The following is a 22,526-nucleotide window of genomic DNA, read 5'->3' on the forward strand; positions in this document are numbered from 1 at the left end:
TCTTCCGGGGTAAGCTGGAACGTGGTGGCCACCCCTCGCCATGAAACTTCCCCGCTTGCTTTCGCTTTGCCTCGTCCTCGCCACATCCCTCGGTGCTCAACCGATGGTCGAACGCCTCTCCCGCGGCGTGGTCGCCATCCACCAACCCGACGGCGCGGTCTTCGTCTCCTGGCGGTTGCTCGCCGATGACCCCGCCGACGTCGCTTTCAATGTCTACCGCGACACCGCCGCCGCCGCGCCCGAGGATGTCGGCCCTTTCGCGTCGCGCCGCGATCCCCGTGCCGGCATGCGCCAGCTCAACGAGGAGCCGCTGACCGCCGGGACCTGGTTCCGCGACACCTCCGCCGCATTGTATCGAGATACTTCATACTTTGTGCGCCCGGTGATCGAAGGCACCGAAGGTGAACCCAGCAAAGCGTTCACCCTGCCCGCCAGCGCCGCGCCGCTGCCCTACGTTTCGATCCCGTTGGATACCCCGGAGGGTTACACGCCCAACGACGGTTCGCTCGGCGACCTCGACGGCGACGGCGACTACGAGATCATTATCAAACAGGAACAGCATCCTCGGGACAACTCCCGCGCCGGCGTGACGGGGCAGACCTTGCTCCAAGCCTACCGCCTCGATGGCACCCATCTCTGGACCATCAATCTCGGCAAAAATATTCGCGAAGGCGCCCACTACACCATGTTCATGGTCGCCGATCTCGACGGCGACGGCCGCGCCGAGGTCGCCTGCAAAACCGCCGACGGCACGATCGATGGCGTGGGCCAAGTCATCGGCGACGCCGCCGCCGACTGGCGCGGCCAGGCCGGTATCGAAGTGCCTTCGCGCGATCGCAGCGGCGCCCGCGAAACGTCCACCGGCTACGTCGCCTCCATGGAAGGCCGCATCATGGCCGGACCCGAATACCTCACCGTGTTCGACGGCCTCACCGGTGCCGCCCTCGCCACCACCCGCTACATTCCCGGTCGCCACCCCGACACCGACAACCCCACGCCCGAACAGCTCAAATCCGTGTGGGGCGACGGTTACGCCAACCGCTCCGACCGCTTCGTGGCCGGGGTGGCCTACCTCGACGGCCACCTGCCCAGTCTGCTCTTTTGTCGCGGCTACTACACCCGCACCGTCATCGCCGCATGGGATTTCCGCGGCGGCGAACTCACGTCGCGTTGGGTCTTCGACAGTCACGATGGCAATCCCGACAACCTGCCTTTCGCCGGCCAGGGCAACCACCAACTCTCGGTCGCCGACGTCGACAACGACGGTAAACAGGAAGTCGTCTACGGCGCCATGGTCGTCGATGACGACGGCACCGGACTCTACTCCACCGGCTGGGGTCACGGCGACGCGCTGCATGTCTCGGATTTCGATTGGTCGAATCCCGGCCTTGAGGTGCACGACATCCAAGAACGATTCGACAACGAAGGTATGAGCCTGCGCGACGCCCGCACTGGCAAACCCCTCTTCCTGCTCCCTTCCGTCAAGGCCGCCGAATCCGGCGGTGACAAAGGCGAGGGTCCTGGCCGCGGCAACGCCTTCAACATCGACCCCCGCTATGCCGGAGCCGAGATGTGGGCCGCGGGGGCCGGCGTGGACGGACTCTATGCCGCCGACGGCACCATCATCCTCGCCCAACGTCCGCGGGGCTTTCCGGTCAACTTCGGCATCTGGTGGGACGGCGATCTCCTGCGCGAACTGCTCGACGGCAACCGCGTGCTGAAATGGAACTGGACCACCGAGCAACTCGATCCGCTGCTCGTGGCCCACGCCAGCACGTCGAACAACGGCACCAAATCCACGCCCACCGTCAGTGCCGACCTCTGGGGCGACTGGCGCGAAGAGATCATCTGGCGCACCCGCGACAATCAGGAGCTGCGCATCTACACCACCACGATCCCGACCAATTACCGGCTCGTGACCCTCATGCAGGACCCGCAATACCGCATGGCGATCGCGTGGCAAAACAGCGCCTACAACCAGCCGCCCCATCCGAGCTTCGCCCTCGACGAGACGTTGCCGCTGCCGACGCGCCCCGTGGTGACTTTTCCCGCCGCGCCGTAACCAAACCCGTCCGAAAGAACCGCACCCATTTCGGGATGTAATTCTCCACACGACTTCCCGTAGGCCGCCTGCTTTACTTCTCATATGTAATCGCGTGCTTGCGCGCGACAGCACCTGCCTCTCGCCACCAGCGCACCCGGATTAGCAGCGTGTTCATCGCGCGCCAGCACGCTCCTACCTCTCGACCGCCCCTTCGCGCCTTGGCGTGGAGAAAGTCCCCGAGCTTAAGCGGCGGGATAGACTTCAATCCCTCCGCAGCACGCGGATACGGTGAGCTTCGCTGTCGCCGACATAGACCGCACCATCCGCGTCGACGAACACGCCGTGCGGCCGGTTGAGTCCGCTGGCGGTGGGCTCGCCGTCGGGACCGTCGCCCAGGCGCCCGGTGCCGGCGACCCAATCAATCGTGCCGGTATCCGCATTAACCCTACGGATCGTATGGCTTTCGGTATCGGCCAGCCAGGCGTTGCCGGCGGCGTCGAGTGCGATGCCTTTGGGGCCGCTGAGTGCGGCTTCGCGCGCCGGCCCACCGTGACCGGTGAAACCTGCTTCGCCGTTGCCTGCGATGTGATGGATGCGTCCGGCCGCGAGATCGAATTTGCAGACCTGATTTCCCTCCCGCGTCACCAACCAGAGATTACCCGCCTGATCAAAGTCGATGGACCGGGGGTTGTTGAGCGGCGTGCCCTCAATGGGCGCGCCATCGAGAGTTGGCCCCGGCGCTCCCGTCCCTGCAATGGTCGTGATCACCCCGGTTCTCATGTCGACCCGGCGGATCACATGATTGCTCACATCGCAGATGAACAGTTCACCGGTCGGACTAAATTGGATGCTGTGCGGTGAGTTGAGTTTGGCATCCGTCGCTTGTCCGCCATCGCCGGCATAACCGCGTTGTTTCGGCCGTCCGGCGACGGTCGTGATCACCCCGGTTTGCGCATCAATCCGACGAACGACGTGGTTTCCCGTGTCGGCGATAAACAGGTGTCCCGCACCATCAAACCGCAGTTCATGCGGCAGGTTAAACTGCGCTTCGAGCGCGCGCCCGCCGTCGCCCACAAATCCTCGCTCTCCCGTGCCCGCCACCGTGGTGATGATTCCGTCCGCATCGATGCGACGAATGCGGTGCCCATGGTGTTCACAAAACCACAGCGCGCCATCAGGACCGCGCACAATCCCGTAGGGGTCATTGATTTCTGCGCTGATCGCCGGGCCGTCGTCGCCGGAAAACCCCGGCGATCCGGTGCCCGCAATCGTGCGAATCGTCCAGTCCGCCGCCCGCGCTTGATGAGCATACGCCGGAAGCATCAAACAGAGCACAACGATTCGAAGTATGGCGCAAGACAAGGGGAACATGGGCGGGGTAAGTTGGGGTAATAGGTCGGACACCGGCCACCATGCCCACCAAGCGACTCCACGGGTAGTCCGGAAATCTTCGGACGATCCGACCGACCAGCCGGTCGTCTCCCCGATCGAGTCACGTTTTCATCTCGGAATCCCCATCGCCGAGCCGCCTCCGAGCATTTCGGCTCCCTCTCCCCTGCCCCCCCACGACCTCCCCTCATGTCGCTGAATTTGCGTCTTTGTTTCTGTTGCCTCGTTCCGGTTTCCCTACTTTTCGCCACGCCGAACCCAGGTTCCCGATCTGTCGCCCCCCGACCGATCAACGTCACGCCCGGCGGCCCGACGATCCCAGACACACCCGCGACCGAGTCGGACCATGCCCCCGCCATTCCTTTGTGGCCGAACGGCGCTCCTGGTTCGGAGGCCCGTCAAAACGAACCCGAAGAGATCAGTTGGCGAAAGGAACCCGATATCGTCTTCGCCGTGGTTTCCAACATCCACCGACCCAGCCTCACCCCGTTCCTCCCCGAGCCATCGCGAGCGACCGGGTGCGCCGTCATCATCGCTCCGGGCGGCGGCCACATGCAGCACACCATTGAACGCGAAGGTCATGAACTCGCGCGTTGGCTCGCCGACCAAGGCATCGCCGCCTTCGTGCTGAAATACCGGCTGGCTCGCGATGGCTCCAATCCCTCCGGCCAACCCCAACCCTACACCATCGAGGACCACGGCGCCGCCGACGCCGCTCGCGCCATTCGCCTCATTCGCCATCGCGCCGCCCCCTGGCAACTCCGTTCCGATCGCATCGGCATCCTGGGCTTTTCGGCCGGCGGTGAAATCGCCCTGCTCGCCGCCGCTCAATCGGATTCGGGCGATCCGACCGCGACCGATCCGATCGAGCGCGCATCATCCCGGCCCGACTTCTTTGCGCCGATCTATCCGGGCGGCCTCAACCGCACCGATTACGGTTGGTCGTCCGCCACCACTCCGCCCGCGTTTCTGTCCTGCGCCTTTGACGACCGCATGCCCGAACCGCTTGCCGCCCTTTTCACGCAACTGCGCCAAGCCGGCGTCAACGCGGAGCTGCACATCTACAGCAGCGGCGGTCACGGCTACGGCGTTCGCGATGACCGCCCCGAGTTGCCCGTTTCATCCTGGCCAAACCGTTTCGTGGAATGGCTCGACGATCGCCAGTTTCTGCAACCGTGATGCTGCGTTCGCTTCACGTGCCACTATTCGCGGCGTTCGCGACGACGGCGGCTATGGCCGATACCGATACGTTGCTACTCGACCGCGACCTGACTCCGCTCTTGGAGCAATATTGCTACGACTGTCACGCCGCCGGCGAAGAGGAGGGCGGCCTCGCGCTGGACATCTACACCACCGCTGACGCGATCAAGACCGACCGGGACCGTTGGGAGGTCGTGCTCCGCTACGTCAGTCACCGCGAGATGCCTCCACCCGATCGTCGCAATCAACCTTCCGACGAAGAACGCGACCTCATCGCGCGCTACATCGAACAGGAACTCTACCAACTCGATCCCAACCACCCCGACCCGGGCCACGTGGTCCTGCGCCGACTGAATCGGGCCGAATACCAGGCCACCATCCGCGACCTCATCGGCGTCGAGTTCAATGCCACCGCCGAGTTCCCGCCCGACGACTCCGGCTACGGTTTCGACAACGTCGGCGACGTGCTCTCGCTACCACCGGTGTTGTTGGAAAAATACCTCGCCGCCGCCGATCAGATTCTCGACACCGCCATCTCCACCGATCCGATTCGCAGCCAGGTCCGACGCATTCCGGCCAGCCTCGCTCAGATCGGGTTCAACGCACTCGGCGATCGCGGCGACGGTTGGGTGCACCTCATCTCCCTCGAAGAGGACGACGCGGCCGTCGAACTCACGCTGCCCGCCGGCGACTACCAGTTTCGCGTCCACGCCTATGCCACCCGCGATGGCGGCGCGCTGAAAGGCCAGGGTAGCGACACGCCGCTCGTTTTCGAATCCGATCCTGGTCCCACCAAACTGGCCCTGCTGCTCGACGATACGTTTGTCACGGATTTCACCGTCACCACCGACGCCGACCACCCGGCGGTTTACGAGGCCCGGCTCGGCGTGCCGGCCGGTCAACATCGCTTCCGTGCCGCCGTCGCCCGCCAACGCGGCGGCGAGGACAACGAGACGTTCATGCTCAACGGCCGCGTCGGCCATCAACAGCCCGGCGTCGTCTACCTCAAGTGGCTCGAAATCGAGGGTCCGCTCGCCGCCGCGACCCAACGCACCGCCGCCGCCGACCTCAGCACCACCGGCGATCCGATCGTCACCCAACAGGGCGATCAACTGCTGCGCGCCAACGGCAGCGTGACCACCACCTTCGACCTGCCCCGCGAGACCGAGGTCATCCTGCGCGCTCAGGCGTTCGCCCAACAAGCGGGCGACGAACCCGCGCGCATGCAGTTCCGCATCGGCGACGAAACGATTCAGGAGTTCGACGTGCTCGCCCCCGCGCGCCACGAGCCGCTGCCGCGTCAGCGCGTGTTCTCCACCGCGTTGCTCGTCCCGCGCCCCCAAATCTACGAACACACCATTCGACTTCCCGCCGGGCCCCACACGTTCACCGCCGCCTTCGTCAACGACTTCACCGATCCCGCCGCCGCAAATCCGAATCTCCGCGACCGCAACCTCATCGTCCGCAGCCTGGAAGTCAGCCCACTCGGCCAACCCGTGCTCACCCCCGCCAAGCCCGCGCCGCTCGCCGCACTCTTCGCCCACCCTGACGCCGATCCGACGTCGCACGATCCGCGGGCCGCCGCCCGGGCCATCGTCGCGCCCTTTACGCGCCGCGCCTGGCGTCGCCCCGTCACCCGCGCCGAAACCGATCGCCTGCTTCAGCTCTACGATCTGGCCCGACACCAGGGCGAATCCTTCGACGCCGGCGTAAAACTCGCCCTCAAAGGTGCCCTCGTTTCGCCCCACTTCCTCCTCCTCGGCGGAGCCGAGGTCACCCCGGCCGATGCCACCTCCGACGACGCGGTTCAACCGCTCGATGAGTTCGCGCTCGCCTCCCGCCTTTCCTACTTCCTCTGGAGTTCGATGCCCGACGACGAGCTGCTTAATCTCGCCGAGCATCAACAGCTCCGCGACCAGTTGCCCGCCCAAGTGCGCCGCATGCTCGCCTCGCCCAAGGCGCGCGCGCTGGTCGAAAATTTCGCCGGTCAATGGCTCCAGATTCGCAGCCTCGAAACCTTCTCGCCCGACCGGAAGTTGTTCCCCGAATACGATCCCGTGTTGCGCGCCGCCATGCAGCGCGAGACCGAACTTTTCTTCGAACACGTGATGCGCGAGGACCGCAGCGTATTCGATTTCCTCACCGCCGACTACACCTTCGTCAACGCTCGCCTCGCCCAGTTCTACGGCCTGCCCGCCCTCACCGGCGACCAATTCCAAAAGGTGTCCCTCGCCGACACGCCTCGTCGCGGCGTGCTCACCCACGCCAGCGTGTTGACCCTCACCTCCAATCCCACCCGCACGTCGCCCGTGAAGCGCGGCAAGTGGGTGCTGGAAAACCTGCTCGGCACGCCACCGCCCCCACCGCCGCCCGACATCCCGGAACTCGATGAACCCGGTCGCGCCCTCACCGGAACTTTGCGCGAGCAACTCGAACAACATCGCGACAGTCCGACCTGCGCCTCCTGCCACAATCGCATGGACCCGATCGGTTTCGGATTGGAAAACTTCGACGCCATCGGAGCCTGGCGCGACTTCGACGGCGACCAGCCGGTCGATGCTTCGGGCAGCCTCGGCCGCCGCGCCCGCTTCGAGTCCGCCGCCGAGCTGGTCACTCTACTCGCCGAACACCGCCGCGCTGAATTCCTCCGCTGCATGGCCGATCGCCTGCTCACCTACGCGCTCGGCCGCGGCACCGCCTATTACGATCGCCCCGCCATCAACGAAATCGTGAGCCAGGTCGAAGCCGGGGAAGATCGCTTCTCGGCTCTCGTGCTCGCCATCGCCGAATCGTTCCCTTTCCAGATGCGCCGCGTCGTGACCGCGCCACCTGCCCCCGACGTCGCCGCACCCGCCGTCGTTTTCACCCCCTGACTTCGCCCCTCCCTCCACGCCACCGCTGCTTTCACCCGCCATGAGCTCTCTTCCTCCCGTCCCTCGTCGCCTGTTTCTCCGCGGGCTCGGCACCGCTGTCGCCTTGCCCGTGCTGCAATCCGTGTTGCCCGCCCGTCTCCGCGCCGCCGCCACCAACCCCGCCAACCAGCCGCAACGGGTCGCGTGGATCTACGTCCCCAACGGCGCCAACATGGCCGACTGGACTCCCGCCACCACTGGCACCGATTACGCGCTGCCATCGAGCCTGCAGCCACTGGCGGCTCATCAACGCGACCTCACCGTGCTCACCGGACTCGCGAACCCCCAGGGCGACGAACTCGGCGACGGCGGTGGGGCCCACGCCCGCGCGTCCGCCAGTTTTCTGTCCGGGGTGCACCCCCGCAAAACGGCCGGCGCGGACATCCAAGCCGGCATCTCGTGTGATCAGATCGCCGCCCGCCAGATCGGTCACCAAACGCGCCTGCCTTCGCTGGAACTCAGTTGCGACGGCGGCCAGCGGGCGGGGTCATGCGATTCCGGATACAGCTGCATTTATCAATTCAATGTCTCCTGGCGCTCCGCCACCCAACCGATGGCGCCCGAGGTCAATCCGCGCGCGGCCTTCGAACGCCTGTTCGGCAACGGTGACGCCGCCGCCAGCGTGGAGTCCGCCGCGCGTCGCTCGCTCTACCGTCGCAGCATTCTCGACTACGTGCTCGATGACGCCCAACGCCTCGAAGCCCGGCTCGGCGTGGATGATCGGCGCAAGCTCGACGAATACCTCACCTCCGTGCGCGAACTCGAAGTTCGCATCGCCCGCGCCGATCAATTTCCGATGCCCGACGTGCCCACCGGCGTCGATGCGCCCGGCATGTTTGAAACCTACGAGGAACACATGGAGTTGATGTATGAGGTCATGGCGCTCGCGTTCCAAACCGACTCGACCCGCATCGCCACCTTCATCGTCGCGCACGACGGCAGCAATCGCCCCTACCCCAATATCGGCATCCGTGACGGTCACCATGACCTTTCGCATCACCGTTCCGACGAGGAGAAGAAAAAGAAACTCGCGCAGATCAACCGCTACCATGTTTCGCGCTTCAGTCGTTTCCTCGATCGCCTGAAATCCATCCCCGAAGGCGAAGGCAATCTCCTGAACCACAGCACCATCCTCTACGGCAGCGCGTTGTCCGACGGCAACGAACACTCGCCCGTCAATCTCCCCATCCTCCTCGCCGGCCAAGGCGGCGGTCGCCTCAACGCCGGCCGTCACGTGCGGGTCGAGGAAGGCGCCCCCATGACCAACCTCTACCGTTCCATGCTCGATACCGTCGGCGTTTCCACCGAAACCATCGGCGACAGCACCGGCAAACTCGACGCCGTGTTCAAGGCGTGAAGACACTGAGCAAACGCTTCCGCCCATGGTTGACCGTGCGCCGTCTGTCTCGCTCCGCCGCGTGGCGCCCGGGACGGCCGGTGATTCTCGCCATCATCCACGTCCTCTGCGGCCTCGCCGCCACCGCATTGGAAAAGCCCGAGACGACTTATCCGGTCTTCCAATTTCCCCGCGACCAGATCCCGCGCATCGACGGTGAGACGATCGATTGGGACCTCGTGCCGGAGTCCTACGTCATCACCCGCGATCACATGCACAACACGGTGTCGCGGCCACCCGCCGCCGGTGACGCCACGCTTGCCGTGCGCGTCAAGGTCGGCTGGGTCGCGGGCTTGAATCGGCTGTATTTTCTCTACGAAGCCGAGGACGACTATTGGGATTTCGCCGGCCCCGGCCTGCGCAACGACACCTTCGAAATCATGGTCGACGGCGACGCCTCCGGCGGGCCCTTGGTCGGTCGCGGTCGCGAGGACATGTGGACAACCGAAAAGGTTGGCGCCGCCGCCTCGCGGCCCGAACCGCGCATCAGCGCTGACGCTTCCCACTGGGCCGTCGGCGGCGTGCACGCTCAGAATTACCACATCTTCACGCCCGCCGTGAACAAGGATTGGGCGATGGCCTGGGGTGCCCCCACCTGGACGAAAAGCTTTCCGTGGGCCAACGCCGCGCAGTCCTTTTCGTTCGCGCCTGGCGAGTCCGGAAAGCTTGTATTGGAATTCTGGATCACCCCGTTCGACTACGCTGGAGGCGAAGGTCCGACCCGAGCGGTGGAATCCGATCTGCGCGAAAACAAAATCATTGGCCTGTCTTGGATCGTCATCGACTACGATGGCGAAACTCCCCGCGGATTCTGGGTGCTTGCGCCGCAACGCACGTCCTTCGGTCAGGCGTCTGAATTGTGCGCCTTTCAACTCATGCCCATGGAGCCCACCCTGCTCCCCGAAATCGACGCCCGCTGGTCCTGGCAGATCGCCGACATGGCACGCCGGGTGGTCGCATTTCACGATGAGTCCGTCGGCGAAATCACGGCCTGGCGGTGGGACTTCGGCGACGGCACCACATCCACGGAGCGACACCCGATCCACGCTTACGCCAAGACCGGCAACTACGTGGTTGCGCTCGAAGTCACCGGTCCTGCCGGCACCGCCCGTCACGCCAAAGTCTGGGACGTGCAGTTTCGCGAATAACGCAGGCACACGCCCTCCCGCTTACCCGATACCTCTCGCCCCATGAATCGATTCAAAATTCCTCTCTCTCCGATGCTGGCGATCAGCCTGCTTTTCACCGCCACGTCACTCGCGGCTCAAACGGAAAAACCAGCGCCGCTGAACGTGCTGTTCATCTCGATCGACGACCTGCGCACGGAGGTCGGCAGCTACGGCATCGCCCGCGCGCTCACGCCCCACATCGACCGGCTCGCCACCCAAGGCGTGAAATTCGACCGCGCCTACGCGCAATACCCGTTGTGCAACCCTTCCCGCGTTTCGATGCTCACCGGCCGCTACCCGCGCACCAGCCAACTCTACGGCAACCGCGATTGGTTCAACGCCTGGTATCCCGACTGGGTCAGCCTGCCCAAATACTTCAAGCAACACGGCTACACCACCATTCGCGCCGGCAAGATCTTTCATGGCGACCGCATCGACGATGCCGCCGCGTGGACTATCGGCGGGGTGCCGCATCACTTCACCACTCCTCGCCCCGATCACATCGTCGCCGACCGCCCGATCACCGTGGCGGAAGAACAGGAACGTCTCGCCACCATGCGCGCCGGCGACATCGCCCGGGCCCCGGGCTCCGATTTCTGGAAAGCCGTCGACGATCCGACGGAACTCGCGGAACTCGCCGATACGCGCAACACCGACAAAGCCATTGCCCAATTGCGCACCTGGCAGCCGGGCGACGCCCCGTTCTTCATTGGTCTCGGTCTGGTCAAACCCCACACGCCACTCATCGCGCCCAAGCGTTTTTTCGATCTCTACAACGTCGACGACCTCACGCTCCCCGTCGATTTTGCCCGGCGGCCCCAAGTGCCCGCCGGCTTTCCCGCCGGTTCCATCCGCGAGATCAACGCCGATCTTTTCATCGAGCGCGACGCGACCGATCTCGAGTCCCGCGAAGTGATTCGTGCCTACCTCGCCTGCACGTCCTACGTGGATTGGAACGTCGGCCGCGTGCTCGCCGCGCTCGACGAAGCGGGCTTGCGCGAGTCGACCCTCATCGTGCTCTGGAGTGACCACGGCTACCAGCTCGGCGAGAAGGGCAAGTGGTCCAAGGCCGGCTCGCTCTGGGAACAAGGCGTGCATGTGCCGCTCATCATTCAAGCCCCCCACGCCGCCGGCAACGGCCACAGCTCACCCCGCGTCGTCGCGCTGATCGACCTTTATGCCACGATGGCGGATGTGTGCGACCTGCCCATCCCGTCCGAGATCGAAGGTCGCAGTCTGCGTCCATTGCTCGACAACCCCACCGCTCCGTGGCCGCACGTCGCCTACGCGGTGTGGAGCGAACGCAACCGCGGCATCAACGGCGTGGTCGTGCGCGACGAACGTTGGCGCTACGCCGAATTCTTCGGCCCGGGGGCCGGCGCTTTCCTGACCGATTCGGTCAACGACCCCCATGAATTAACCAACCTCGTCGACGATCCGCGCTATGCCGACGTCGTCGCCCGACTCGCTCTCCTCGCCCGCACGCACGTGGACGGCACCACCGAGCCCACGCCAGACGCCTGGCCCTTGGTGCGTTAAACTCGCCTCATTCGCACGGCTTTGGCCGACATCGCATCCGTTCAGAGAGGCCGCCATCACGAGGACTCACCGGGATCGTGGGTTGCCCGCGACGGAAAAAGGTTTATCGCTAAACCTTTCGACACCGCGTGCGCCCCTTTCGCTCGCCCAACCTCCCCGTGCCATGTCCCTCGCCCGTCTTTTTTGGCGCCACGTTCCCGTGGCGTTGTTCGCTCTGATCCCTCTCGGCACCGCCCGGGAACGCGTCGCCTTTGACGCCGACTGGCGGTTCGCTTTCGGTCATCCGTCCGACCCGACTCGCGACTTCGGCCACGCCACCGGATACTTTTCCTATCTCGCCAAAACCGGCTTCGGCGACGGCCCCGCCGCCGCCGCGTTCGACGATCGCGCCTGGCGCGAACTCGATCTCCCACATGACTGGGCGGTCGAAGCACCGTTTTCTCCCGCCGGCAGTCACAGCCATGGTTACAAGGCCGCCGGCAAAGGCTTTCCCGACCGCGCCATCGGCTGGTATCGCAAGGCGTTTCGCGTGCCCGAGTCCGACTTGGGGCAGCGCATCACGATCGCATTTGACGGCGTGTTTCGCGACAGCCGCGTCTGGGTAAACGGGTTCTATCTCGGCCAACAACCCAGCGGCTACACCGGCTTCGAATACGATCTCACCGACTACTTGAACTACGGCGGCGACAACGTCATCGCCGTGCGCGCCGATGCCTCCATGGAGGAGGGTTGGTTCTACGAAGGTGCTGGCATTTATCGCCATGTGTGGCTCCGCAAAACCGCGCCGGTGCACGTCGTCACTCATGGCACAGCCGTGACCACCGATCTCGCCGCACATCATCGCTCGGCCACCATCAACATTGCCACCGAGGTTCGCCACGATGGTCGCGCCCCGGTCGCGGTTGCGGTGGAACAAACCATCACTGATCCGACCGGTAAAGTAGTGGCCCGGCTCGTGCTCGATCCCATCAACATCGCTCCCGGAAAAACGATCACGTTTCCCGCCCACATGGTGATCAACGATCCCGCGCTGTGGTCCACCGTTTCCCCGCACCTTCACACCGTCGTCACGCTCGTGCGCGACATGGAGGGCGTCGAACTCGACCGCTACGAAACCACGTTCGGCATTCGCGACATCCGCTTCGATCCCGACCATGGCTTTTTCCTCAACGGCCAACGCGTGCAACTCAAGGGCGTCAACCTCCACCAGGACCACGCCGGTCTCGGGGCCGCCCTGCCCGACGCCATGTATGACTTCCGCCTGCGTCGTCTCATGGCGTTTGGCATCAACGCCATTCGCACCGGCCACCGCCCACCCGCCCCCGAGTTCCTCGACGCCTGCGATCGCCTCGGCCTGCTCGTCATCGACGAACACCGCCTCATGGGCATCAACCCCGCCCAACTCGACGATCTGCGCGCCTTGATTCGCCGCGATCGCAACCACCCCAGCGTGATCATCTGGTCGGTGGGCAACGAGGAATGGGCCATCGAAAGCAACATCCTCGGTGCCCGCATCACGCGCACCATGCAGGACTTCGCCCGCCGCCTCGATCCTTCCCGTCGCACCACCGTGGCCATCTCCGGCGGCTGGGGTGGATCCTCGACCACCGCCGATGTCGTCGGCTACAACTACATCAACCAAAGCGACCCCGACCAACAACACGCCGACTTCCCCCACCAACCCGGCATCGGCACCGAAGAGACCACCACCCAAAGCACTCGCGGCATCTTCTTTGACGATCACGACCGCGGCCACCTCGCCCCGCTCGAACGCGGCGACTCCGGCGGCAACAACGAGATGGGCTGGCAATTCTACGCCGCCCGGCCATGGCTCGCCGGCCTCTTCTACTGGACCGGCTTCGACTACCGCGGCGAACCCACTCCCCTCGGCTGGCCCGCCGTCTCGTCCCAATACGGCCTGCTCGACCTCTGCGGTTTCCCGAAGGATAGCACCTACTACGTCAAATCCTGGTGGACTGATGAACCCGTCCTCCACCTCGCGCCCCACTGGAACTGGCCCGGACGCGAAGGCCAGCCGATTGAAGTGATCGCCTACTCCAACCACGATGCCGTGGAACTCTTCCTCAACGGCAACTCGCTCGGCCGCCAAACCATGCCGATCAACAGCAAACTCAAGTGGTCGGTTCCCTACTCCCCCGGTCGCCTCGAAGCCCGCGGCTACCGCCACGACCGCCACGTGCAAACCGCCGTCGTCGGAACCACCGGCCCCGTCACCGCCCTGTCTCTCGCCGCCGACGAACCCACCACCGGCCCCGACGGCAAACGCACCGTCGTCTTCACCATCGCCGCCGAGGATGCCTCCGGCCGCGCGGTTCCCACCGCCGACCACGCCCTCTCCTTCGCCGTCACCGGCGGCACCATCATCGGCGTGGGCAACGGCGACCCCGGCTCGCACGAACCCGACCGCTTCATCCCCACCGACACGTTTCTCACCATCAACGATTGGCTCGGTCGCATCGCTCCCGCCGACACCACCGCCCCCGCCGATCCCGCCACGCTCGCCCCCATGCGCTCCCTTGGTGCCTGGCGCGCCACCGTGCCTCAAAACGGCGAGTTCTACGACCTCACCGGCACCTTCAATCTCGCCGCCCTGCCCGCCGACGCCACCTACGACCTCTACCTCCCGTCCATCGGTCGCACCTGCACCGTCTGGCTCAATGGGGCCGAACTCGCCCGCAACGTCGACACCACCTCGGCCGGTCCGATGATCGCCCTGACCCGCGCCCAACTCGCCCCCGGCTCCAATCGTATCCAACTTTTCGTGACCGCCTTCGACGGCGACACCCGCATCCCCGAACGCGACGACCTCGGCCTCGTGCGCCTGCGCACCCCCGCCCCTTCCCCCGCGCGTTACCTCTTCAACGGACTCGCCCAAGTCATCGTCGCGGCCGATGCTCCCACCGGTCCCGTCTCCCTCCGTGCCTCCGCGGCCGGTCTCGCGCCCGCCGAACTCCAGATCCCCTGACCCCATGCTCTTCCGCCTGCTTACTCTCGCCACCCTACTCGCCCTGCCGCTGGCCGCCGAGCTGAGGATCGCTTCACCCTTCGGCGATCACATGGTCCTGCAACGCGACCAACCCGTGCCTGTCTGGGGCTGGGCCGATCCCGGACAAACCGTCACGGTGACTTTCGCCGGCCAAACCCGCACGACGAAAACGGACGCCACCGGCGCATGGCGCACCACGCTCGCTCCTCTTTCCACCAACGCCACCCCTCGCACCTTCAACGTAACCGCCACCCATCCAAAATCGAAAACCCAAAGCCAAAAATTCACCGACGTGCTCGTCGGCGAGGTCTGGCTCTGCGGTGGCCAGTCCAACATGGAACGTCAACTCGGCCCTCGCGGTGGCCAGAAACCCCTCATCGGCTGGGAAGCCGAAGTCGCGACGGCCGATCGTCCCCTGCTGCGACAGCTCTATGTCACCCAAACCCGCGCCCCCGAACCTCAGGCGACCGTCGATGCCACCTGGTCGGTCTGCACTCCCGCCACCGCGCCCAACTTCACCGCCGTCGGCTACTATTTCGGCCGCGATCTGCAAGCCGCCCTCGGCGCCAACGTGCCCGTCGGCATCATTCATAGTTCTTGGGGCGGCACCCCCGCCGAGGCCTGGACCAGCCTCGAAGGCCTCGCCGATTTTCCGGAATTTTCCGACGCCATCGCCGTGCTCGACGCCAGCAACGAGACCGAGGCCAAGCGTCGTTATCTGGAAAAAACCGACGCGTGGCTGGCCGCTCACGATCCCGGTGAGAACGCCGACACCCCATGGTCCAGCACCGACGCCGCCACGACGAATTGGCCGACCATGGAGTTGCCCGCGTTGTGGGAAGACCGCGGTCACGACGGCTTCGACGGGCTCGGATGGTTCACCCGGTCATTCGATCTGCCTCCGAACTGGTCGGGCCGCGATTTGGTGCTCCGACTCGGTCGGGTCGACGACGTCGACACGACGTGGGTCAATGGCCAAAAACTCGGCACCACCACCGGCTACATGACCTTGCGCCGCTACGAGATTCCGGCCGCGCTGCTCAAGCCCTCCGGTAACGTTGTCACAGTGCGGATCATCGACACCGGCGGCGGCGGCGGCATCTGGGACCCGGCGACCGCGCTCGACCTCGCGCCCTCCGATGGCAGCGCGCCTGCGATCAATCTCTCTGGTTCGTGGCACTATCAACTCGTCGCCGATCTGCAGACTACGCCGCGTCCGCCCATGGACGTGAGCAATTCCGCCAGTTCGCCCATCGGACTCTACAACGGCATGATCGCCCCGCTTGTGCCCTACGCGATTCGCGGCGTCACCTTCTATCAAGGCGAGGCCAACGCCGGTCGCTCCACTCAATACCGCACCCTCCTACCCGCCCTCATCGCCGATTGGCGCACCCAATGGTCGCAGCCAGAACTGCCATTTCTCTTCGTGCAGATCGCACCCTTCGAAGGCCAACCGCCCGAGATCCGCGAAGCCCAACTCCTCGCCTGGCAAGCCACCGAAAACACCGCCATGATCGTCACCACCGACGTCGGTGACGCCACCGACATTCATCCCGCCCACAAGGAACCCGTCGGTGCCCGCCTCGCCCTCGCCGCCCGCGCCCTCGCCTACGATGAAGACCTCGTCTATTCCGGTCCCGTCTACGACTCCATGTCGATCGATGGCCACGCGGCTGCTGTGCGCTTCAAGCACGCCGCCAACGGCCTCGTTGCGCCCGGCGGCGAGTTGCAAGGCTTCACCATCGCGGGCGAGGACGGCGTATTTCATCCCGCCACGGCCAAAATCGTCGGCCACACCGTTGTCGTCACCGCCGCCACCGTGCCCGCGCCCACCGCGGTCCGCTACGCTTGGACCAACGTCGCCACCGGCAATCTCTTCAACACCGCCGGCCTCCCCGCCTCCCCCTTCCGCACCGACCACCCGTAGCGCCGCGGGCTCGCTTCGCGACTCCACCCGGCAGATCGAACTGTCCGCCCACCATCGCGCGCCCGAGACCGCGCCAATTGCGGCAGACTCGGGATCTAGGTGGCTTGCTTGGCGGGCCGCACCCCGCCCCCCTCGGTCAAACTCCCCTTCTTTCGTGTCTCGGTTATCGTATTTTCGCTGCGCTTTTCTCGGCGTTCTCTCCCTCACTGCTTCCGTCCTGATGGCCTCTCCTTCCTTTAATATCCGCGACCATGGCGCCGTCGGCGACGGCATCGCGCTCGATTCGCCCGCCATCAATGCCGCCATCAACGCCGCGGCCGATGCCGGTGGCGGCACGGTTGTCTTTCCCGCCGGCACCTACCTGAGTTTCTCCGTGCGCCTGCGCAGCCACATCACGCTGCATCTTGAATCCGGCGCCACCCTGCTCGCTGCCACGCCCGCCGCAGATTTTGGATCCTACGACCCCATCCTCCCCAACCGTTGGGGCGACGAGCTTCAGTATCAGGATTTTGGACACAGCCATTGGCGCAACAGTCTCATCTGGGGCGAAGACCTGACCGACATCGCCATCACCGGCCTCGGCCTCATTGACGGACTCGGCCTCAAGCGCCACGCCAACTACCCGCACGTCACCATGGCGACCGGACCCAACGGCACCGCCGCCAGCGGCTCCGCACCCCGACCCGCTCCGTCGGCCGCCCCTTCGCTCACTCAGGGCAACAAGGCCATCGCGCTGAAGAATTGCCGCAACGTCATCCTGCGCGATTTCTCCCTGCACCGCGGTGGTCACTTCGCGCTGCTCGCCACCGGTGTCGATGATCTCGCCATCACGGGCCTCACGCTCGACACCAATCGCGACGGACTCGACATCGATGGCTGTCGCCGCGTGACCATCACCGATTGCACCGTCAACACGCCCAACGACGACGCCATTGTGCTCAAAACCAGCTACGCGCTCGGCGAGCTGCGACCGTGTGAGGACATCACCATTCGAGATTGTCACGTCAGCGGCTTCGATCTGGGCACCGTGCTCGATGGCACCTTCGGCCGCACCACGGAACGCTCACCCGATCGCGATGGCCCCACCGGCCGCATTAAAATCGGCACCGAATCCAACGGCGACTTTCGCCGCATCACCATCGACAACTGCACCTTTCGGCGCTCTCGCGGACTCGCCCTCGAAACCGTCGACGGCGCGACCATTGAAGATGTCACCGCCTCGAATCTCACGATGCAGGAAGTGACCAATGCGCCGATCTTTCTGCGTATCGGCAACCGGGCCCGGGGGCCGGAGGGCACGCCTATCGGCCAACTGCGTCGCGTGGTCATTCGCGACATCACGGCCGACGATGTTGACGGTCGCTTTCCCATCATTCTCGCCGGCCTGCCCGGCCATCCCATCGAGGATGTCACCCTGGCCAACATTCGGGTCACCTCGCGGGGCGGCATTACCATGGCCGATGTCGCCGCCCAGGCCGACACCCACGTTAACGCGTTCTTTCTTCGGGGCGACGAACCCGGCGTCACCGGGCCGCGCGACCCTTTCACCGTGCCTGAACGCGAGCGAGGTTACCCCGAACCCAGCATGTTCGGCCTGCTGCCCGCATCCGCGCTCTATGCCCGTCATGTTCGCGACCTCAATCTGCGCAACGTCACCGTCACCATCAACCACCCCGACGAACGCCCGCCCGTCGTGCTCGACGACGCTCCGTCCGTCACCTTTGTCGGAGGCAACCTCACCCCATGAACGGTGGATCGCGCCCCGGGTTTCGGCGATTGGAGTTGTCGCCGAATCTCCTCAACCTGTGTCGCATGATCCCGCGCGCCTTCCCCTTGCGCGAGTCGCTCGTTCGAGTGTTTCCCTCCGCTCTGCTCGTGCTCGCGACATCGCTGGCCGGTTGCCAATCCACCTCCGGCCCCTCCCAACCCACCCTCACTGTGCAAGCTGACCGGGCGCCGGAATTCGCCCCGCCGACAGACGGTTCTCCGCTCACTTTCCGCCTGCGCTTTGTCAATCCGGACACCCAGGCCCTCATCGTGCCGCGCCAGACCGGATTGATCGATGCCCTCGCCCGGCTCGGCTTCCGTCCGGCCACCCGGGAGGAATCTCCCGACACCGTCGTCTGGATCGCCGCGATCGAAAACCTCCGGCAGGAAGTGAAGGGAGGCTCGATGATGGGACCGCCCGTCACCGGAAACTCCGACTCGATTCGACATCAGAACGCCGCCGCCATGTTCGGCCGCTACCGGACCTTGCTCACCGACAACCGCAACCACTCCGGCGAAATGATTCTCGGCCCGGAAGGCGAAGTCATCATGACGGGCAACCTCGCTTCACCGATCGGGGAAGACTCCACCGAGCCGCCGCTCGTCGCCAATCGCACCGTGCTGCGTCTGCGCAATGTCCTGGCCATCTGGGCCACCACCACCGCCGCCCCCACCAATGCCGACGACGATGGCGAACTCTGGCGGGTGGAAATCATGAGCGACCTGCCCGGCGATGCGCCGCCGCCGTCGTTCGACACGCTGCTCGGCACCGCAATCGAACATCTCGGCCAGCGCACCGACGGCCTGCGCGAAATTCCGCTACCCCGGTAAGCTCGCGCCACCGTCTTCTGTTTCCCGTCATGAAAACCCTGCTGATTCCACTGCTGTCCCTCCTGGCACTCGCCGCCGCCGCTGAATCCCGCACGTTTCCCGTCACCGCGGGCAACCATCGCGTCACGCTCACCTTCGGGGCCGCCGACCGCGCGACCGACACCACCGTGCTGGCCGAGTCGCGCCAGCTCATGCTTGAGCGGGTGCGCACCGCCCCCGGCGAATTCCTCAAGCGTAGTGTTGTCATCAATACACGCAATCCGGCGCTGGAACCTCCGCCCCGTTTTGCCCCCGGAGCCACCGCCGTGCTGCTCAACGAACGCGAAACCGGCATCAACCGCTGGGACGACCAACTCACGCTGACCCTGCTCGGGCCGGCTCCCGCCGCGGTTGACGTCATCATCACTCCCGCTCCGGATGCCGCCACGATTTATCTGCTCGGCGACTCGACCGTGACCGACCAACCGCGCGGCGACTACGCCAGCTGGGGCCAAATGTTGCCGCGGTTTTTCGACGGCAGCGTGGCGATCGCCAACCACGCGGAATCCGGTGAAACGATGAAGTCCTTTCTGTTCGAGAACCGCCTCAACAAAGTGCTCTCCACGCTGCGCGCCGGCGACACCGTCATCATGCAGTTCGGCCACAACGACCAGAAACGAAACTGGCCCCAGACCTACCTCGAAGCGCACACCACCTGGCCCGCCTACCTGCGCGCCTACGTGGCCGAAATCAAGCACCGCGGGGCCACTCCCGTGCTGGTCACGTCGATGGAGCGCCGCACCTTCACCGATGATGGTCGCATCCGCAGCACGCACGGCGACTACCCGCAAAACGTGCGCGACGTTGCCGCCGCCGAAGGAGTGGCCTTGGTCGATTTGCAGGCGGTGAGCTCCACGCTTTACACCGCGTTGGGGCCGGAACTGGCACCGCTCGCCTTTGCCAACGCGGGCAAGGATGCCACCCACCACAACGCCTACGGCGCCTACCAACTCGCCCTCGCCGTGGCGCATGGATTGCGCGCCGCGGCGGTGCCGGTGGCGGAACACCTGGCGACCGATTTGCCGGAGTTTGACCCGGCTCATCCGGTTTCACCCGCGGCGTTTGATCTCCCCTTCACCACCGCCGATGTGGCCGAGGCCCCGCGCGGCAATTAGCCCAGTTCACACGCGCCGCCGGCGCAGGCCACCACCTGTTTGAGTTCGGTGATGTCCTCGTCCTCGCATAGCTCGGTGTAGCGAACATCTTGATACGTCAATCCGTTCCACCGGACGATGTCCGACGACGTCGCCACCGCCTCCCGGGGGGCCTGAGCGTAGGCCTTGTCGCCGGAGTCTGGCAGCAGCGCAATGCCGGTGAAGGAGTCGCGGCAGGACCAGATGCGCTCGGCCACCGCATCCCACTCGCCGGGCCGCACCGTCACCGTGCACGACACATTGTGATGCAACCCCGGTGAATGCGTCTCGTGACGTCGCCCCGCCTGCACCCAGGCCAATTGCACCCGGCGAATGTATTCAAGGTGCGTGAGTGCATCGACCTCCTCCCGATAGATGCCAAAGTCGGGGCCCTCCACCGGGAAGGTGATGACTTCGGTGCGGCCGTGCGGATCGTAAACACTCTCCTCCACCATGTGCGGATTGGAGCGTTTGAAGTGCTGAAAAACCGGGCAAAGTTTGTTCGACTGCACCCGCCGAAAGTAACGCACCGCATGATGCGGGTGCAGCCCGCTCGACGTGCCCAGCAGCAGACTCGCCGTGCCCTCCGGTTTCACACACGTCGTGCGCGCGGCCGGATTGATCCCGATGGCCCGGGCCACGATCAGGTTGACCGCCTTCACCACCTGCGCTCCGCGTCGCAAAACCGCCTCGTCCAGCAGCACCTGCGGACGGTCCAGTATCCCACATATGGATACACCCAGCAACGCCTCCCGCTCCGTGATCACCCGCGACACGGGTGAAAGATAACCAAAATCGGTGTAGCCTGCCTGCAGCGTGCCGATCAGGGCAGCATGGGCGCACAGCTGGTAAAACTGGGCCGGGCTCTCCGCTGCCGCCGCCGACAAGGTGGTGAGATTGCAGAACTGCACCCCCGACATCACCGCCCCTTCCCGCAGCTCGCCCTCGTAGCCGAGTTCCCGCAAACGCGCGGTCGTCTCCGCATTTACCGTGATCCGAGGATTCAGGCCGATCTCCACACAGGGATTCGCCCCGTAGTCCGCGTCCTCCACGAAGTAAAATCCCGGCTCTCCAAATTGTTTTTGCGCTTCGAAGAGGTGATCAAACTGGGCCCGGGTTGCATGCGCGCGCACGATCACCGCCGAGTTGTTGCTGGCCGAGCGTTGCGGATGGGTTTCGAACCAGTTGCCCGTTTTGGCGGAACCCATTTCCTCATCGTCGGCCGAGAACAGACAGATCGTAGCCGAACGACGAATACCGCCCGACAATACCGCTTTGGCTCCCCACATGATGCAGTCGTAAACCTCGATCGGCCGGAGCTGGCGCCCGGCGGCTCCGCGCAAGATCGCGGCAATTTTATCCAACGCAAACATGAGTGGTTCCGGTCCCGGGGCCTTGCCTCCGGAAGTGCGCAACGGCGCGCCCGCCGGACGAATTTCGGAATAGTCGAAAGTAATTCGCCGCCCCTCCACTGCCGCGGTCACCAGCGCATGCAACGCATCCGCCCAACCCTCGATGGTGTCGCCCACCACCCAAGTCTCCACCGGTGTCTCCGCCGCCGCCAAAGGTGCCAAATCCGGCAGTCGCGCGACGTGCTGTTGCTGCACCGAAAACCCGACCCCGCAACCACAGAGCAAAAGATACAGCGATTCACGCAACGACTCCAGCCGGTCAATGTGCAGGAACGCGCAGTTGTAGATCCGGGCGTGTTTTTGCAGGATCGCCTCCCCCCCAAATTGGAGACTCCGCATCGAGGGCAGCACGCGCTTCTCCTCGACCGCTGCATAGGCGGCCGTGATGGCGTCGTGCAAAGTGGGAAACTGACCGATCAGCGCGGCTTCGCTTGGCTGCGCTTCCCCCGCCTGCAACGCCGCCGCCAGGACATCATCCAACGACCGGTCGGCGAACCTCCCCAAATGCATGTCGCACACCCGGGACACCGCCTCTGCCCAGGTTTCCCGGCGCCGCTTGCGGGCATCATAACGCGCATATCGCGACACGGCGATGTAGTCTTGCAAACCGTTGTGGGCATGACGCATCGGACGCGAGGACGACGCGGTGGAGGGGGGAGCAGAATCAGAGACTGAAGGATCGAAATTCATGGCAGTGGCACGGGGGCTCAAAGGGACATCTACGGAGGAATCATCCCATTGGTTGTGGTGGTTGCGAACTG

General features: G+C 65.1%; 13 protein-coding genes. 11 read left to right on the forward strand and 2 right to left on the reverse strand.

Annotated elements, in window-relative coordinates:
* Positions 1 to 40 precede the first annotated feature (40 nt).
* Positions 41 to 2,062: a rhamnogalacturonan lyase gene (locus tag PXH66_RS18125; protein WP_330931074.1), complete on the forward strand. Its 2,022-nt coding sequence runs from the start codon at positions 41 to 43 to the stop codon at positions 2,060 to 2,062.
* A gap of 243 nt (positions 2,063 to 2,305) precedes the next feature.
* Here PXH66_RS18125 and PXH66_RS18130 read toward each other — a convergent pair whose 3' ends face one another.
* Entirely contained in the window at positions 2,306 to 3,367 is a 1,062-nt protein-coding gene (locus PXH66_RS18130; protein ID WP_330932096.1) for an NHL domain-containing protein, read from the reverse strand.
* A gap of 519 nt (positions 3,368 to 3,886) precedes the next feature.
* On the opposite strand from PXH66_RS18130, the gene PXH66_RS18135 reads away from it, so the two are divergent.
* The 10 genes from PXH66_RS18135 (at position 3,887) to PXH66_RS18180 (ending at position 20,335) form a co-directional block, all read left to right on the forward strand.
* Positions 3,887 to 4,612, forward strand: coding sequence for an alpha/beta hydrolase (locus PXH66_RS18135; protein ID WP_330931072.1), 726 nt, complete (start codon positions 3,887 to 3,889; stop codon positions 4,610 to 4,612).
* Positions 4,612 to 7,506: a DUF1592 domain-containing protein gene (locus PXH66_RS18140; RefSeq protein WP_330931071.1), complete on the forward strand. Its 2,895-nt coding sequence runs from the start codon at positions 4,612 to 4,614 to the stop codon at positions 7,504 to 7,506. Before PXH66_RS18135 ends, PXH66_RS18140 begins: the two co-directional genes overlap by 1 nt.
* 40 nt (positions 7,507 to 7,546) lie before the next feature.
* The gene (locus tag PXH66_RS18145; RefSeq protein WP_330931070.1) at positions 7,547 to 8,902 is read left to right on the forward strand and encodes a DUF1552 domain-containing protein; all 1,356 of its coding nucleotides are present in this window, start codon (positions 7,547 to 7,549) and stop codon (positions 8,900 to 8,902) included.
* A complete protein-coding gene (locus PXH66_RS18150; protein ID WP_330931069.1) occupies positions 8,899 to 10,089 on the forward strand; it encodes a PKD domain-containing protein in 1,191 nt (396 codons plus the stop codon). Before PXH66_RS18145 ends, PXH66_RS18150 begins: the two co-directional genes overlap by 4 nt.
* Before the next feature lie 42 nt (positions 10,090 to 10,131).
* Positions 10,132 to 11,649 (forward strand): sulfatase, encoded by a 1,518-nt coding sequence (locus PXH66_RS18155; RefSeq protein WP_330931068.1) that lies wholly within the window; start codon positions 10,132 to 10,134, stop codon positions 11,647 to 11,649.
* Positions 11,650 to 11,812: 163 nt separating this feature from the next.
* Positions 11,813 to 14,635 (forward strand): beta-galactosidase GalA, encoded by a 2,823-nt coding sequence (gene galA / locus PXH66_RS18160; RefSeq protein WP_330931067.1) that lies wholly within the window; start codon positions 11,813 to 11,815, stop codon positions 14,633 to 14,635.
* A gap of 4 nt (positions 14,636 to 14,639) precedes the next feature.
* Positions 14,640 to 16,583, forward strand: a complete 1,944-nt coding sequence (locus PXH66_RS18165; RefSeq protein WP_330931066.1) for a sialate O-acetylesterase — start codon at positions 14,640 to 14,642, stop codon at positions 16,581 to 16,583.
* A gap of 220 nt (positions 16,584 to 16,803) precedes the next feature.
* The gene (locus PXH66_RS18170; protein WP_330931065.1) at positions 16,804 to 18,330 is read left to right on the forward strand and encodes a rhamnogalacturonidase; all 1,527 of its coding nucleotides are present in this window, start codon (positions 16,804 to 16,806) and stop codon (positions 18,328 to 18,330) included.
* Positions 18,327 to 19,181, forward strand: coding sequence for a YajG family lipoprotein (locus PXH66_RS18175; protein ID WP_330931064.1), 855 nt, complete (start codon positions 18,327 to 18,329; stop codon positions 19,179 to 19,181). Before PXH66_RS18170 ends, PXH66_RS18175 begins: the two co-directional genes overlap by 4 nt.
* A gap of 29 nt (positions 19,182 to 19,210) precedes the next feature.
* A complete protein-coding gene (locus PXH66_RS18180; protein ID WP_330931063.1) occupies positions 19,211 to 20,335 on the forward strand; it encodes a rhamnogalacturonan acetylesterase in 1,125 nt (374 codons plus the stop codon).
* Here the strand turns inward: PXH66_RS18180 and PXH66_RS18185 are convergent.
* A complete protein-coding gene (locus PXH66_RS18185) occupies positions 20,332 to 22,455 on the reverse strand; it encodes a glycyl radical enzyme family protein (RefSeq protein ID WP_330931062.1) in 2,124 nt (707 codons plus the stop codon). The two genes, PXH66_RS18180 and PXH66_RS18185, sit on opposite strands and share 4 nt — an antisense overlap.
* Positions 22,456 to 22,526 lie beyond the last annotated feature (71 nt).

The sequence above is a fragment of the Synoicihabitans lomoniglobus genome (genome assembly GCF_029023725.1).
In the GTDB taxonomy this organism is placed as follows: domain Bacteria; phylum Verrucomicrobiota; class Verrucomicrobiia; order Opitutales; family Opitutaceae; genus Actomonas; species Actomonas lomonigloba.

What these genes read in the sequence shown, in the direction of transcription:
- PXH66_RS18125 (WP_330931074.1), top strand. Translation starts at nt 41, where the DNA reads ATGAAACTTCCCCGCTTGCTTTCGCTTTGCCTCGTCCTCGCCACATCC.
- PXH66_RS18130 (WP_330932096.1), bottom strand. Translation starts at nt 3,367, where the DNA reads ATGCTTCCGGCGTATGCTCATCAAGCGCGGGCGGCGGACTGGACGATT.
- PXH66_RS18140 (WP_330931071.1), top strand. Translation starts at nt 4,612, where the DNA reads ATGCTGCGTTCGCTTCACGTGCCACTATTCGCGGCGTTCGCGACGACG.
- PXH66_RS18145 (WP_330931070.1), top strand. Translation starts at nt 7,547, where the DNA reads ATGAGCTCTCTTCCTCCCGTCCCTCGTCGCCTGTTTCTCCGCGGGCTC.
- PXH66_RS18155 (WP_330931068.1), top strand. Translation starts at nt 10,132, where the DNA reads ATGAATCGATTCAAAATTCCTCTCTCTCCGATGCTGGCGATCAGCCTG.
- galA (WP_330931067.1), top strand. Translation starts at nt 11,813, where the DNA reads ATGTCCCTCGCCCGTCTTTTTTGGCGCCACGTTCCCGTGGCGTTGTTC.
- PXH66_RS18165 (WP_330931066.1), top strand. Translation starts at nt 14,640, where the DNA reads ATGCTCTTCCGCCTGCTTACTCTCGCCACCCTACTCGCCCTGCCGCTG.
- PXH66_RS18170 (WP_330931065.1), top strand. Translation starts at nt 16,804, where the DNA reads ATGGCCTCTCCTTCCTTTAATATCCGCGACCATGGCGCCGTCGGCGAC.
- PXH66_RS18175 (WP_330931064.1), top strand. Translation starts at nt 18,327, where the DNA reads ATGAACGGTGGATCGCGCCCCGGGTTTCGGCGATTGGAGTTGTCGCCG.
- PXH66_RS18180 (WP_330931063.1), top strand. Translation starts at nt 19,211, where the DNA reads ATGAAAACCCTGCTGATTCCACTGCTGTCCCTCCTGGCACTCGCCGCC.
- PXH66_RS18185 (WP_330931062.1), bottom strand. Translation starts at nt 22,455, where the DNA reads ATGAATTTCGATCCTTCAGTCTCTGATTCTGCTCCCCCCTCCACCGCG.